At 60.9% G+C, this 14,613-nt stretch carries 10 protein-coding genes; 1 reads left to right on the plus strand and 9 read right to left on the minus strand.

Annotation, left to right across the window (positions count from 1 at the left end):
- Positions 1–41: 41 nt before the first annotated feature.
- The 8 genes from ACQUSQ_RS12885 to ACQUSQ_RS12920 form a co-directional block, all read right to left on the minus strand.
- Positions 42–2,057: a hypothetical protein gene (locus tag ACQUSQ_RS12885; RefSeq protein WP_134671650.1), complete on the minus strand. Its 2,016-nt coding sequence runs from the start codon at positions 2,055–2,057 to the stop codon at positions 42–44.
- A 39-nt stretch (positions 2,058–2,096) separates the two neighbouring features.
- On the minus strand, positions 2,097–6,467 hold the full coding sequence (locus ACQUSQ_RS12890) for a type IV secretory system conjugative DNA transfer family protein (RefSeq protein ID WP_004594534.1): 4,371 nt from the start codon (positions 6,465–6,467) through the stop codon (positions 2,097–2,099).
- The gene (locus ACQUSQ_RS12895; protein ID WP_004594535.1) at positions 6,460–8,544 is read right to left on the minus strand and encodes a VirB4 family type IV secretion system protein; all 2,085 of its coding nucleotides are present in this window, start codon (positions 8,542–8,544) and stop codon (positions 6,460–6,462) included. The genes ACQUSQ_RS12890 and ACQUSQ_RS12895 overlap by 8 nt, the downstream gene beginning before the upstream one ends.
- Entirely contained in the window at positions 8,541–9,554 is a 1,014-nt protein-coding gene (locus tag ACQUSQ_RS12900; RefSeq protein WP_004594536.1) for a hypothetical protein, read from the minus strand. The genes ACQUSQ_RS12895 and ACQUSQ_RS12900 overlap by 4 nt, the downstream gene beginning before the upstream one ends.
- Positions 9,555–9,560: 6 nt before the next feature.
- A complete protein-coding gene (locus ACQUSQ_RS12905) occupies positions 9,561–10,934 on the minus strand; it encodes a hypothetical protein (RefSeq protein ID WP_004594537.1) in 1,374 nt (457 codons plus the stop codon).
- Positions 10,927–11,604 (minus strand): hypothetical protein, encoded by a 678-nt coding sequence (locus ACQUSQ_RS12910; protein WP_232508509.1) that lies wholly within the window; start codon positions 11,602–11,604, stop codon positions 10,927–10,929. The genes ACQUSQ_RS12905 and ACQUSQ_RS12910 overlap by 8 nt, the downstream gene beginning before the upstream one ends.
- A 224-nt stretch (positions 11,605–11,828) precedes the next feature.
- Positions 11,829–13,484: a hypothetical protein gene (locus ACQUSQ_RS12915; protein ID WP_011222438.1), complete on the minus strand. Its 1,656-nt coding sequence runs from the start codon at positions 13,482–13,484 to the stop codon at positions 11,829–11,831.
- Positions 13,485–13,509: 25 nt separating this feature from the next.
- Positions 13,510–13,932 carry a hypothetical protein gene (locus ACQUSQ_RS12920; protein WP_004594540.1) on the minus strand — a complete coding sequence of 141 codons (423 nt, stop codon included), beginning with the start codon at positions 13,930–13,932 and terminating at the stop codon, positions 13,510–13,512.
- 139 nt (positions 13,933–14,071) lie between these two features.
- Between ACQUSQ_RS12920 and ACQUSQ_RS12925 the strand changes: the two genes are divergently transcribed.
- Positions 14,072–14,275 (plus strand): hypothetical protein, encoded by a 204-nt coding sequence (locus tag ACQUSQ_RS12925; protein ID WP_004594541.1) that lies wholly within the window; start codon positions 14,072–14,074, stop codon positions 14,273–14,275.
- Between the two features lie 20 nt (positions 14,276–14,295).
- On the opposite strand, the gene ACQUSQ_RS12930 is transcribed toward ACQUSQ_RS12925, so the two are convergent.
- The gene (locus ACQUSQ_RS12930) at positions 14,296–14,520 is read right to left on the minus strand and encodes a hypothetical protein (RefSeq protein ID WP_199242302.1); all 225 of its coding nucleotides are present in this window, start codon (positions 14,518–14,520) and stop codon (positions 14,296–14,298) included.
- Positions 14,521–14,613 lie beyond the last annotated feature (93 nt).

Consider the following 14,613-nt stretch of genomic DNA (forward strand, 5'->3'; position numbering starts at 1 on the left):
GTTGAGGTAGTTTAAGATTTGATGCTGAGTGAGTGAGATGTCTACCGATTGGATGAAATGAACCTTCTCGCCCTGTCAAGTGGGGATCGATTCTCGTCCTGGTTTCCCTGATTTGGCTCTTGCTCGAACTCACGTTCTTCGAGAGCAGCCTCTAGCCGATCACGTTCAGAGCGGACGGTAGCGAGCTCCGATTGGAGATGGTTGACCTTTGTTTCCAGCCCCTCGATTTGCTCCGATTTCTCCTCCAGTTCAGATTCGAGACGCTTGATTTTCGCTGTCAACAGACGGTTCTTTTCGCGAAGGTGAGCCCGGTCCAAGTCACCAGGTCGATCGTCACTCGTAGGAGATTCGGGGGGTGACTTCGATTCATCGTCAGCTGCGTTCTCCTCGGGCGTGACCCGCTCGCGCCCGTGGTTCAGGTCCGTGTCTTCGATGGCTTCTAGCGTCTCGTTGTAGGTTTCGTACCCGGGGAATCCCTCGTAGGTTCCTTCCTCGCCCTCACGATCGACGAACGCATTCTCCGGACAAATCTCGAGCGCGACAGCCGCTTTCCGAACGGCCCAGAACGGCATCTGGTCGTAGGTCCCGCCGTCGACGCGGTCCGATCCGGCCTCTGGAACCCACACCGGAATGTCGTAGCCGGCGCTCCGCAGTTCGTCGACGGCAGCCCAGTAGTCCTCCCCGTCGAGGTCCGCATCGGCGGCGGAGATAATCCCCGTCGCGAGCGCCATCAGCTTCGCCGGCCCGCCCCCGGCGTTAACCTTCGAATCGCCGAAGGTATTGGCCTGCTCGTCGACGAAACAGGATTGCCCGCTCTCACTGTGGCGCCAGCACGGGTCGAACTGCGGCCGCGGCTGGTTCGGATCCGTATCGTAGGCATCGCTCGCGTAGTGACGGGCAATCTCGGTGATGTCGATATCCTCGACAGCCTCGTAGACGTCCTCTTTGAACGGCGTAACGGGACGGCCTTCGAGGGTACCGTCGAGTTCTGCCATTCGCTCTTCGCGTCGCTGGAGCGCTGCCTCACGCTGTCGCTGGCGCTCCCGTTCCCGCTCACGCTCCGCTTCCACCCATTCCTCCAGCGTGGCCTGCCACCCCCCGTGGTCCTCGTACAGGTCCGGCCAGAGCGTCGCGACAAGCGAGTCGACGCAGTCCGTGTGCTCGACTCGCGTGAGGTCATCGGCCCAACTGACCGCCTGCTCGAGGAGTGCGTCGTCGACACCCTCGAACGGACGGAGTTCGTAGCGGACGTTGTCGGTCGCGATGGGCGTGACGACGGCATCGTGGTCGGCGTGGATCGAGAGTGGCGGCTTGTACTGGCGGTTCTTGTTGTTCACCCAATCGGGCTGAATGACGTCGCCGGCGCCGTCGACGCGCTCGTTCACGCGGGCCTCTGCCTTCTGGAGCCATGCGTTCGAGCGGTCGAGGAACTCGTTGAACACCCGTTCGAGCGCATCCGGATCGTCATTGAAGTGGTCCGCAATTGGTAGTGTGGCCTCCGGGGCCCCAAAGACGTACGCGCCCCCGACGGAGTCCAGCGCATACACCGCCTTCCGCGTGCCGTAGAGCGTTGCATACTCGTCGATGTAGGCGTCGAGGGTACGCTCGACGAGGGCACGCGTCTCGCCATCCAGGTCGCCTCGCTGCGGCTTGATGTCGTCGGCGAGGTCAATATCGCCCCAGGTGGGAACTGCCCGGAGGTCGGCATACCCGGGGGTTGGGGGCTCATCCTGCCAAACGGTCGTCCCCTCAGACTCGTCGTAGCGACAGGGTTCCCACTGTTGGAAGGCGGTCGGTGTCTTGTAGGTGGTGACGGCATAGAGGGTCCGGTTGAGGCGGTCGTGAATCTCGTCGTAGTCACGATCGAGGCGGGCAACCCGTCCGCGCTGCGGATACCCGGCCTTAATCGCCTCGACGTCGTCGTGGTCGCGTTTGATGTACCATCCGACGAAGTCGTTCAACCCGATGGTTGGATAGTTCTTGACAGTCGCCAGCGCCTCGTAGATGGGTTTGGCACGACGGTAGTGCTCGCGGATGGCTGCCTCGGAGAGCGTCATTTCGTGTGCTCCTGCACCTCCTGAGCGGGAGCGAAACGACTACGCACTGGCATCATTCGGTTCCTCCTGGTCGCCGGCGTCGTCCAGCTCGATTCCGACGTAACAGCGTCGCGTCTGACCGTCCAACCACTTCTTGTCACGCTCGAACGCAACGTGGTCGCGAAGCGTACGTGTGAACCGGTTTTTTGGCTTCACCTCGTACTCCTCGGCCGTCGCATATTGCTCGTACGCATCGTAGACCTCAGCGACCGCGACGACCCCGTCGCCGGATTTAACGATGCTATCGCGGACGAATGCTTGGATGCCGAACGGATCGTTCTCGTGGTCTTCCTGCTTCATAGATTGCTTATCGGCAGGTTCGTCTGGCTCCACACCTGCCAGATGGAGTTCATTGTTTTCGATCGCCTCAATGAGCCCAGCAAGGTCTTTGGTCGCGTCAGAGTCTCGAGTGTAGAGCTCGAGATTCTGCTCATCCTCGATGACACCTATCGCATACGAATCATCCGTGTACTCCGGAACGGGTAGGTCGGTACTGGGCACGAACGGGCGCTTGACAGGTACCCAATCCGCTTCGAACGCCTCACGTGACTCGTAGGACTCGGGAAGTTCTCCCGGCCTAAAGACGGTGTATGACTCGCTCTCGGCGTCGTAGCTGTACGTCGCCGGGAACTGATCTTTCGACACAGCGTCGAAGGAGTCGATCCGGGCGTGCTGGTCTCCGGCACTATCCTCGAGGACGAACGCACCGTCCCGCTCGAACCAGCGGGTGTGGCGACTACCACCAGTGGCCGGTCGGACGGCCGTCACTCCATCCGCGGCTCGCGCACCACCGTTGAATGTGACGTTGTGGTTCATCGTATACAGCCGTGTTTCCCCGGAGGAGAGCTGATTTCGCGGCTCGCTGAGGATTTTCGCAAGCCGGTCGGCAATCTCGTCAGCCGGCTGATCGTCGTGGTCTGCGACGACGAACAGCGGGATTCGCTCCTGTTCCTGGGCCTTCCGGAGGTTCGTGAGGACCTTCGCCGGCCGGACGTGGGTGGTGGTTTCGACCTCCACCTGGAGCTCCCGGTCGAGATCCGGATGCGTCGCGATGGCATCGGGGCGGGACTCCCCGTTCTGATCGAGGACCTCCACGGAGAACCCCGCAGTTGCGAGGGATTGCTCGACCGTTTCAAGGACTGCATCGTGGTGCTCGCCCCCGCCGGTCGGTGATGTCGACGTGTCGGGCGCGGCTGCTTGCTCACCCTCGTCTGTGAGCCGACACTGCACCGACGAACCACCGTCCGGGAGATCGACCTCGATGAGCGAGGACGCCTCCCTCACTTCTGGTAGTGTCTCGTAGCCCTGCGCCTCGATGGTGTCTTCCTCGATGCGCGAGAGCAGTTCCTCATCGACGTCCTCGACGGAGACCCAGCCGTTCGTCTCACGTACGTCGTTCGACAGCTGGACGGCGCGAATCGCACGGGCCATCGCGACTTCCAACGGTAGGTCATCCGCGTTCTCCAGAGCGACGTCAGTCGCAGCGTCACGGCTCTCCACGGTCGTCCCGCCGGCGACCCCGTACTCCTCGCGGGTATGCTCGTGGACGGCGTCCAAGGCGTCTTGGAATCGCTCTTCTTGCGTCCCGGTCAGTGGCTGCTCGCTATCGGGATGACCGGGTGGAATCGGAAGGGGTTCGATACTGAACGGGTCGGGGCCGGTTTCGCCGAACTCTGGGCTCGGGAGCTGTGCGATCCACTCGCCACGCGGGAGGGAACTGATCCGATTCTTGAACTCGACGGGATCCATTGCCTCGTGTGAGAGTGCCTCGGCGATGTCGGCGTCGACGGCGATCTTCCCGACGAGCGGACTGCCGATGTTGTTCAGGACGTTCAGGTAGACCTCGCGGTTGCCGGCCTCCTTCATCTGCTCAGGGAACTGCGTCACGAGTTCGATGGATAGCCGGAACTCCCGCCCCTTTTCGAGCAGCGTCGTCAGCGTATCAGAGACGACGACCGACGACGCTTCGTCGATGAGCAGGTTCGCCACGTAGTCGTCTGGCTTGCGGGCCAGCTCGTCGCCGTCGCGACGCTTGACAGCATCGTAGAGCTGCGTCAGAATGACGCCGGTCATCACACGGGCGGCCTCGTCGCGGAGATCGCCGAGGTCGAAGATGACTACTTTGTCCTCGTCGAGGAGGTCGCGGAAGTCGAACTGTGACTCGGTATTGTTGAAGATCCGCCGGAGATGGGCGTCCTGCGTGATGTAGTCCATCCGGTTGCTGATGCCGCTCACGACGTTCGAGAACGTCGCCGGGTTCGAGCGCAGGTGTCGCTCCAGTTTCTCGGCGACCTGCGGGTCGCTGGCTCGCGGTGCATCTTCGGGTGTCGAATCTGGTGGCCCGGCGGCGTGGAACTGGGTCACCGCCTGCTCAAACTGGTCGTGGGTGAAGTAGTTTGTATCCTGCCGGAAGTGTCCGTTTTCGAGGCCGTACTCCTCGTCGTACATCGCCTTGATGAGGTACTTGATGAGCGTCGGCGAGGCGATGGCGTCCTCGTACCGCTCCGGCCCCATCACGAGCTTGATGAGCTCCTCGTAGTGGTCGGCCTTGTCCTGAATCGCGTCGACGCGTCGGACGCCGTCCTCCAATGCCGGCGTGATGTCGAAGAACGCGAAGCCAGGCAGGATGTCGGGCACCGAGAAGTGGAGGACGTTCTCCTCGAGGTCGTCGGTGCCGAAGCGCTTCGCGTGAGCCCGCATATAGTTCTCGGGGAAATTCCCGCCCTTGGAGTCGATGATGAACACTGGCCCGTTCGTCTGGTCGTACAGCGAGAGGGCGTCGTTTTCAAGCGCGACCGATTTGCCGGCGCCGCTCTTCGCGAACCGGCCGACGTGGAACGGAAGTAGATGCGGGGGAATCCGCATCGGCTCCGACGTGGGCGTACCGTCTTCCCCAAGACCGCGGCCGATCGCCATCCCGGCGTCCGTGAACGCATCCATGTGGTCCTGCGCCGGGAGTGGCAGGGGCGTCCGGCTCTCGGGTTCGGCGTCGGACCCCCGCCCGCCCTCGGTCGTGAGGTCAGTTGCCGGCGGAACGACCACGAAGTTCGCCAACTCAGCCGGCCCGAGGACGAGATCGGGGCGGGTCTTCCGCCAGTCGCTCTTGGTAGCCAACGTAGCGTTGAGTACCCGGTCGGCGTGCTTCTTGGCTCGCCGCCCCTTTCGAAGCCCACGGCGGATGCGCTTCGGTCGGAGCCGATAGTGCGGCCCGTTCAGGTGATCGAATACCGACCCGATATCATCGAGACGATGGTCAACCCGCTCTCGTTGTCGGTCGGAGGTCACGAGCGAAAGTGCCCGCATATTCACCGTGAACGTGTGCTGTGGCTCCTTCTCGTCGATAGCCTCGACCCGCTCTCGCCCACCGATGTCGAGATACCGACGCTGTCGCCCGGTGTTCGACGGACTCTGTGGTTCGTTCTCTGTGTTTCCGAGGAGTTCTCCGAAGAACCAGTCGACGACCCGGTCTTCGCCTTCACGGAGCTTCCGCTGGCGCTCTCGTGCCTCGTGCGTCCAGTCCGATTTCCGCTGAAAGAGTACCTGGAACGCGATCGGGTGTTCGGCCCGGGTCAGCTGATCGATGAGTGACGCGAGCGGGGCCCGAGCGTGATCGTCATCGTCGTCTTCCGTATTCGTGAATTGGGGTAGTGTCGTCATCCAGTCTTCCCGCCGGGTAGCCTGCCCGTGCCAACTGATTCCGAGTGGGGTCGTCTCATCGACGGTCGGTTGCGTATGAGCCGGCTGGTGATCGGCATCGAGTTCGGAGTCGGACGGACCAGCCGCTGTGGACTCGTCACTCGAATCGGCCTCGAACAAGACTTCGTCCTCGTCCTGCGACATAGTGCTCTCCGACAGCACACTTCCGCCATCACCGACCGGTTCCTGCCCCGTCGAATCGAAGAGAGTCACGGGCTCTGAATCCGAATTCGGGTCTCCGGAGAATTCCTCAGCTGTCCTGGGGTTCATTCCGTGGCTATCGTCACCTCCGGCACTGTGGTCCTGAGACGGGTCTGCTGTCGATGGGAGTAGCTTCGTTTCCAAGTCAAGGGTGACCCGCTCGAACGTGACGGTCGGAGGATACAGCGTCCGGAGGCGTTCTTCGAAGGCATCTAACCGGCGGTCGGCCCCGTAATAGAACTCGACCGGCTCGTCTGCCCCCTCACTCACTGCGAGGAACTCGAACACCGGTGGCGGATCGCCGAAGGGACCGATACTTGCGAGAAGTCCGTCGTTGCCAGCGTCAAGGCCGTGGAGGCCGGCCAGTTGACGGACTACGGTCTCCGGCGCGAGATCGCTCCGGGAGGGAGTGATCCGGATGTACTCGTCGCCGTTAGCCACTGACGGGATTTCTGACGGGGTCTGTTCAGTCATCCTCCTGAGTGGTAGTGCTAGTTGGTTCACCGCCGTCGGCACGCGTTCCGGCGGGTCGGCTATCTGGATTCGTCACGCTCGTCGTCGGCTCGGGTTCAAGCTCGGCCACGTCCGCAGCGCCGCCGTCGATAACGTGAGCCTCGTAGTCACTTGCCCGAATTCGGAGTGGGAACCATCCCTCCTGGTCGATACCGACGAGCGCCTCAGAGTAGCCGTCCTCGTCTTCCCCGGCCTTCGCGGAGGTAACCCAGTTCACCTGCCGCTCGCTGAGGTCGAACCACTTGGCGATCTTCTCTTTCTCCTCATTGACGCGGTGGAGGACGGTCAACGAACAGAGGTTCGCGATGGTGCGTGCCTCCGGCGTCAGCGCGAATTCACCCCCCGTTTGCGTGATGAATTCGAGGCTCAGATCGAAGTGGCGGCTGTGCCGGACGGCTGTCTCCAGGAAGTCCAACGAGACGGCGTCGTTCATCAGGTAGTGCGCCTCGTCGATACAGAAGACGACGCGCTTGTCGGTCTGTTTGACCCGCTCGTAGACGCTGTTGAACAGCACCTGCATCATCAGGCTGGTCTCCGCCCGGCCACGGGTCCCCTCCTCCTGGTGGAGATCGAGGTAGATGACCTTCGAATCGAGGTCGAACTCGGAGGGGCGAGCCAGATTCTCGAGTTCACCGCCCTCGCGGAATGACGGTCGGAGGTCCTTGAGTAGCGACTGAGCATCGGACTGGACGGCTTCCTGCTCCCCATCCGTGACGTAGCCGTACTCCTCGGGGTCTTCGACCATCTCTTCGAGGACCGTGATGACGTCGTGGATGGTGGGCGAGTCCCGGGTGTGCGTCTCTGGATCGCGGGTGATCCCGCGCTTCTCGTAGGCTTCTTGGACGGCCCGCCGGAGCGTCTGGTTGCGCTCGCCGAGTGGATGGTCTGCGACGTGCTCGAAGAACGTCGCGAAGAAGGTCATCACCCAGTTGATCTGCTCGCCCCACGGGTCGATGTCGTCGACCTCCTGCAGGACGTGGTCGGGCGTCGGTTTGATTTCCAGCGGGTTCAGCCCCCGCCGGCCACCGACCGTGATCCGCTCGCCATCGAGCGCCTCGTTGACGCCGGCGAACCCCCGCATCGGGTCGAGCATAATGACGACCGTATCCTCGTCGAACATCGCCCGCCGCACGAGCCGGAGCTTCGTCGCGAAGGATTTGCCTGCGCCGAGCCGGCCGATAACCATCATACAGTAGCCGGTTTGCCGTTTGAATCGGTCGAGGATGAGTGGACTCGAATTCAGCGCGTACGTCCCGTATTCGATACCGGGTTCCGCAAACGCACCGGAAACGAAGGGGAACATCGCGCCGACTGCCCCGCCGAGCATCGGCGTCTTGCTGTCGAGCGTCTCGTTGAACTGATCCAGGGCGATCGGGCTCGCTGAGGTGAACGTCTTCAGCTGTGACCACCGGGGCGTCACCGGCGTCAGATTCGCAGGCGCTTGTCGGGCTGTCGTCGACACCGACTCGGCGTCGATGTTCTCGCGATCGTTGCCCCTGACCGTGAGATACATCGAGACGTCGAACGCCTGCATCGTCGTGTTCCGAAGGACGTCGTACATCTCCTGGTGGTCCTCGAGGTCTTTCTCGACGCCCCGGGCGCTCGCACGATGCTTCTCGGTCAGGTACTCGTAGTCGGCTTCGAGGTCCTCGATCTTGTTCTCCAGCGAATCCAACGTCTCTCGCGTATCACGAGGATCGATGTGGATGCTGACATCTGTCTGTTGGGTCTCGGCGGCCGCGTACAGTTTTTCGAGGAAGCCATCCATCGGAGCATCGGGATACTCACCGACCCACAGACTCTGCGCCCACTGGGTGTCAGTCCGGAGGGCGCTGGGCGTTCGCTCGATACTCGACGGCGAGACGACGGTCTGATGGATCTCGGGGATGCCGTCGACTGCCTCACCGTCGGCCTCGTAGTCCACGGTAAACTGTGATTCAGCATCTTCCCCCTCTTCGTCGGGGGCCTCGTCTGCGGTCGCCTCGTCGTCAGTTTCTGAACTATCCGAGCCGGTGAAGGGCAGCAGGTTTCCAATCATGACTTGTTGATGACGGGGGACGTTCGAAGCACCTGTTCGGGGTCGCCGTACTCGATTTCCGTGCCGGTCCAGTATTCCGCGATGAGGCGGGTGAGTTCGGCCGCATCAACGGGGCGCGTGTCACACCCCTCGATGCCGCGGAGGCCGCGCTCGACCCGCCGGCGCCGCTCGTCCAGTTCCTCGAGCATCGCGGCTCGCTCTTCCTCCTCCGGCGGCGCCGTGACAATCTGGATGAGGATGCCCAGTACGGGGATCCTAGCGAGCTTTTCGAGGAGGCTGGCCCGTTCGTATCGGACCTCCTCAGGTCGTACCGGAATCAGGACGTAGTGGTCGCGAATGGTCATCTGACGCTGCGCCAGCTCCCGGTCGTACCAGTCGACGTAGTGTTCGATGAGCGCCTGGAGTTTCTCGTTCGATTTGACGTCCGGGTCGCTCAACCGGTCTTCGTACCGCCCGACGTACTCGTCGGCGGGGAACGCCTGCGTCGTCGAGTAAATCTGGATCGGGAACTCGACGGTCGTATTGACGAAGTCCTGGAAGGCCTCCGCCTTCTGGGCCCACTCCTCGTCGGTCGCGAGCGCCATCGTCGGTGGCGACACCTGAACGGCTCCGACAAGAGCCCGGTCCGTCCGCTCGATGGCGTCTTGTCGCGGGTAGACGCGCTCGACGTGAGTGTACTCCTTCGCCTCCTCGTGGGCGATCTCCGTCTCGCTGCGGTGGAAGTTCACGAACAGACCGAGCCAGTCGAGACTGTTGGTGTAGCCGGGCGTGAGGTAGACGAACAGCCCACCGAAGGCGATCGCAATCGCTGCGAGGGGGATCGTGAGGGCGGACACCGGAATGCCACGAACGGTGAGTGACGGTGGGATAACGACCTGCGTCACCAGGACTACCAGTACACCGGGAAGACCGGCGACGGCGAGGTCCGTCAGCGAGTACTTCCCGAGGAACTGGGTGTCGGTACCGAGTGACTTCGGAATTCGTTTCGCGGGGTCAGTTGCGGAGCTCATGGGTTGTTAGTGGATATAGCGTGGCGGGTCATCTGCTGAATCTGGATTCCGGTTCCGAGTCTGGGGGTCCCGGAACGCATCGTCTCGATCGAATTCCTCGCCTCCGTCGTTCCCACTACTATCCTCGCTGGTGGTGGAGCCGGCCGTAGAATCATCATTTCCGCCGCCGAGGTTTCCGCCTCCGCTGTTTCCTCCCCCTCCACCGCTGCCGTCGGTGATCGCTTCACGGAGGCGAGAGCCAGTCGTATTGAGTCGTTGGCCGGTAGAGTGGGCTCTCGAATCACCAGAGTTCAAGACGTATTGGCCACCGCTCTTGACTGCGGGCTCATCGCGCACTCCTCGAACGAAGTTTCTCCCACCCTGTTTGGCCGATTGGACTTGTTCACGCCCTCTAGACAACCGACTACGGGCCTTCTCAGCAGACATATGCCTGGCCGCCCTGTCGGCGATGAAGAACAACGCCCCGGCCTGCCAGAACAAAACAAACGGAGAGGCAACGGCGAGAAGCGGGATAACGAGTGCCGTCAACCAAGCCCCGAACTCACCGGCTGAGGGGCCGAAGCTCGTCCCCAAGATGTCCCCGAGACGGAACAGGAGAGCAACTGGAACCGTCATAAACAGGAAAGGGACGTAGAACCCGGCCAACTTCTTCATGAATTTCGAGACTAGGGCGAACGGCCCGACGCCAGGGATCCAGAATACAATGAGTAGTGGCATCAGGAACACAAATAGGTAGAGTGCCAGTTGTCTCGCTAGGTAAATCAGGCCGATCAACACGAATAGGAGCAAATTCGTTGAGAGAGCGACGACCGTGCCGAGCACGCCCATCCCAGTGAACGACAGCGTCTGGAATAGCGAGATTTCTGACACCGAGGGGACGAGGAACCCAGCCAATGCATCCATAAACCGCAACGATAGCGCTGAGATCCACCACCACGACAAGATACCGAGCAGTCCAGCGAAGGCGCGTTTCTTGAGCTTCGAGCGATGGTATCCGTTGAACAAGTGGCTCGTCGATTCAAGGAAAATGACGATTCCAATCGAGAGGCCGTACAGCGATAGCGAAAGCGGGATAATCATCTCCCAGTAGTAGTCATAAATTCCGGGCCACGCTGCGTTCGTCGGCTGATTGAACACCGAATCTGGATGGGGAGTACCCACCACTGTCCGCAAGACTGCATCACCGTGATTCTCTATGACGGTCTCTATAGGGCTGAAGAGTATCTCAAGGAGTTCTTGGATAGCGCTGATGATAATGTCTCCAAGAGCACCTCCATCGCTGCCTCCGTCACTTTGAGCTAAAACCGGAGCAGTGCCCGTAGTCAGTAGCCCGAAAAAGACGAAGATAGAGCGAACTAGGAATCGGACGGGACTACGCATTGTCTCCACCCCCGTCCAGTAGTTCAATCTGGACGTCTTTACACGGGTGTTGGATTGCGCCTTGATCGTCGATGTGGTATCCACCGGACAGTTCCGCCCGAATCGGTTGCTCAATATCTCCGTGTGGGGTCTGAACAACAACGGTTAATTCTGCAGTATCACTCTCACATGAGACATCGTCGTTGTCATCGATGACGAGAACACCCCGTTGTTTCAGGAATTCCCGTTCAGTACCGGGGCTGAGGAATTCTTCGCTCGCCTCCGGACGCTCGAACGTGGTATCAGCAACGCCGTCTCCTTCGATTACCTCAGGTGCGTTCCGATACGGCGCATTCCGGAAGCCAATATTATACACCCAAGAGGGACCAGTACCGACGTTCTCGACCGTCACAAAGAGCCGACCGCTACTGTAGCCATCATCTTCATCGAACTCCGGTTCGACATCGACGATCTGGATATCGGGCCGAAGCTCCAGGGACATCGACTCAGATGTCTCGCCCGAAACGGCGACTAACTCGTACTCGCCGGCAGAGTACGTCCCACCAGTCTTGAAGACAATCTGTATTTCGACTCTTGTAGCTCCCTGTGCAACGGTTGACTGTTCGAACGTAGTACCATCTGGACCAATCAGATTGAGTTGGTCGACATCGTGATCATCAGCCAGCGTCACCACAAGGTTGGGTCCCGCGAAGCTGATTTCCTCAAATACCGAATCTGTAGACGGCGACGTAGAGGACGAACCTGTTGGGGATTCAGTCTGGTTGCCGGGACCATCGGTTCCGGAACACCCTGCTACTCCTGCAAGCAGGGCTGTTCCAGACGAAGCCAAAAGACGGCGTCGACTAATCCACCGTTCCGAATTCCGGTCATGGGATTCTGAATGTTCTCTGATCATTATAGTGACCTCCACGGGGGCCAGATACGCCACCCTGTAATCCGATCGATGAAGAACACTGCAAGGAGGAACAGCGAGACGGGAACGCCGATCCGGAACAGCGTCGACACCAACTGGAGCACTGAGCCTTGCAGCAGGACAGTATCCGAGTCGCCGGTATAGCCGGGAGGATTGAGCCACCAGTGGCCGGGTTCGTATCGGGCCGACACACCGCCAGGGGAACGTTCAATCGTCGTCGTGACGGTTCCGTTCCCGGTCGTGTTCACCCGCTGCCCGTTGACGACGACGTAGCCGTCCCGTTCGTCGGTATTGATTGGTGCGCCGGTGTTCGCGTTCTGGAGGGTCACCCGGACGGTGACCGTATCTTCGGTCTGGTTCACCACCTCCAGAGAGAGGTTGCTCTCGTCGATCTGGATTCGAGCGAACTCATCGGCGGGCCGTTCTGCCTCAACCCCTCTGACGAGCCCCCACGCACGGACAGTCTCGGGCTGTTCGTCGGTCGTGGCCCGCGTCGCGATGCCGTAGCTGGCCGTGTACGACTCCGTGAGAACATCCAGGTGAACGTTCGACGGGAGCGTCGGCGGCGACGTCGACGTCCCGTACACATCCAGTATCGTCACGTTCCGGCGGGGCGACGGCGTCGGCCCCGTCTCGATGGGGTACGCGTTCACCTGGAGTGGATGGAGCGGTGAGTGGGCGGTCCGCTGTCCGTCGTCCGAGCTGTAGACCAGCGTATCCCAGTCCTTGTCTCGGGCTGAGTAGAACCGCCAGACACCTCGGACATCACCGTTGGGCAACTGGTAGCCGAGCCACGGCTGGTTCTTGTAAACGACGAGGCCGAGATCACCGTTCGGATACTCCGCGATGAACCCTGATACCGCGAGGTCATACTTCGTGACCTCGATGGAATCGGTTACCGTGACGGTCTCGGTCGGGTATGAAACGGAACTCTCCCAGTTGGTACAATCGCCTTCGTCGTTGTGAGCGGTACAAACTTCGACCTCCTTCCGAAGTCGGACCGAGATATTCGCCTGGAGCGTGAGCTGGTGGTCCTCGCCGGCGTATCCATCCAAGGAGTACGACAGTGCCGGCGTGTGGGAACCACCAGCCGTCGTCTCCTCGTCGCCGTCGACGAGGAGTCTCGTCTCCTCAACCTGATGGCTCTCCAGACTCCAGTAGACACGTCGATCGCCGGAGGTGTCGTCAGGCGGCACCGCCACCCGGTAATCGACGGTCCCGCGGAGCGTCCCGTCTGGAGCGACGTAAAGCGGCTGTCTAGACGACGAGAGGCGCGCTCGGGTGGACGGCTGAACGGCGAACACCTCAGTATAGGCTTCCTTGATGAACTGGTCGCTGGTGAGGTCCGCATCTGGTGGATGGATCGACACGGAGCTGTTGGTCGCCGGGAACTCCGAGTGGTCGCCACGGTTCCATCGCTCAACTGCACGCGGGGGCGAATCGAACGGGACATCGGTCCCCTCGCCAAGCTGCTCGACCGCCGACCCGTTACTCAGATTCGCACCGTCGGTCGCACCGTCTTGATCCCCCGACCACAGTTTGTGAAAGGTCTCCTCCGGAACGCCGTGGTCAGTACTATTCGGGGGATGGGCGCCCACTGGAACGGCGGCTGTCGATGCGACGAGGACGGCGGACATGACGAGTGCGAATCCTGGTGCGTGGTTAGAATCCACAACTCGTGCCACCGACCACGATGTTGTTCAGGATGAACTGGACGATCTCCGTCCCGAGGGGGGCGACGATCACGCCCCAGAGCAGGCCCTGATTCCGGACAGATTTCATCTCCTTCTTCCAGTCCGAGCGACGGGTGAACGGGATCGCCACCGTCGCGCCGAGCGCGAGGACGCCGCCGATGAGCGGCCCACCGAACTGGATGATGGTGAAGATGTTCTGGATGGTGTCGGCCATGTTCGAGTCGCAGAATGCGCTCCCCGGATCCGACTGTGCGGCCGCCGTCCCCACGAACAGGATCAGCGGGAGGAGCGCCAGCAGAATCGGGCCGATGGACCTGTGGATGATCCGAATGACGGACGTCGATTCCTCAGTACTGGCCGGCGTCTCGCCGGAGGGGACCTTAGCACACATCGTTTGTGGGAAAGGATAGCACGACCAAAAGAGGTCAGAAAATTTGAATGAATTTGTAGATCTTCAAAGTTCTCCAAGTTCTCTAGAGAAGTTCTCATTCTACTGGGATATATGCGACCGCATAGCCTGGGTCGAACTAATGTCAGACGCGGACACAGCAACCAGCGCCAGCAACTCCGACTCGGATGTTAGCGACGATGTGGCCCGAATCAATATGCGAATCCCGCAGGACAAATACGAGTGGTTACAGGAAGAACTCGACTCATTCACGAGTGATACAGGCCGATTCCAGTACCTCATCCAGTTCTATTCCGACCACAAAGAAGATGACACCGACTGCTGATCTGCGACCCACAGGGCGACTTAGACCTGCAGCGGAGCAACGATGAGAAGCGGGCAATCCTCGCCCTCGAAATAGTACTGCTTTACCGTCGTCGCGTCCTCGAACTCGTCCGCATCCTCAGGAAGGGTGATCGTGCGGGCGCTGCTGTGTTCGTGGATCGAGTAGATGCCGAGTTCGGAGAGGTCCTCACACTCGGCGGGATCCAGTTCTCTACTGACCGCCTCCAACCACGCTTCAACTGACACGGAGGACCGCTCGTCCGTATCAGTTTCACGGGGGGTACTGCGGGGACTGGCTTGTGCCATGATACATTTGCACATACTTGCGTCTTATCTACT

The organism is Haloplanus sp. C73 (assembly GCF_051195115.1).
Lineage (GTDB): Archaea > Halobacteriota > Halobacteria > Halobacteriales > Haloferacaceae > Haloplanus.

Excerpts from the sequence above, each read along its gene's own strand:
- ACQUSQ_RS12885 (WP_134671650.1), bottom strand. The coding sequence starts at position 2,057 with ATGACGCTCTCCGAGGCAGCCATCCGCGAGCACTACCGTCGTGCCAAA.
- ACQUSQ_RS12890 (WP_004594534.1), bottom strand. The coding sequence starts at position 6,467 with ATGACTGAACAGACCCCGTCAGAAATCCCGTCAGTGGCTAACGGCGAC.
- ACQUSQ_RS12895 (WP_004594535.1), bottom strand. The coding sequence starts at position 8,544 with ATGATTGGAAACCTGCTGCCCTTCACCGGCTCGGATAGTTCAGAAACT.
- ACQUSQ_RS12900 (WP_004594536.1), bottom strand. The coding sequence starts at position 9,554 with ATGAGCTCCGCAACTGACCCCGCGAAACGAATTCCGAAGTCACTCGGT.
- ACQUSQ_RS12905 (WP_004594537.1), bottom strand. The coding sequence starts at position 10,934 with ATGCGTAGTCCCGTCCGATTCCTAGTTCGCTCTATCTTCGTCTTTTTC.
- ACQUSQ_RS12915 (WP_011222438.1), bottom strand. The coding sequence starts at position 13,484 with ATGTCCGCCGTCCTCGTCGCATCGACAGCCGCCGTTCCAGTGGGCGCC.
- ACQUSQ_RS12920 (WP_004594540.1), bottom strand. The coding sequence starts at position 13,932 with ATGTGTGCTAAGGTCCCCTCCGGCGAGACGCCGGCCAGTACTGAGGAA.
- ACQUSQ_RS12925 (WP_004594541.1), top strand. The coding sequence starts at position 14,072 with ATGTCAGACGCGGACACAGCAACCAGCGCCAGCAACTCCGACTCGGAT.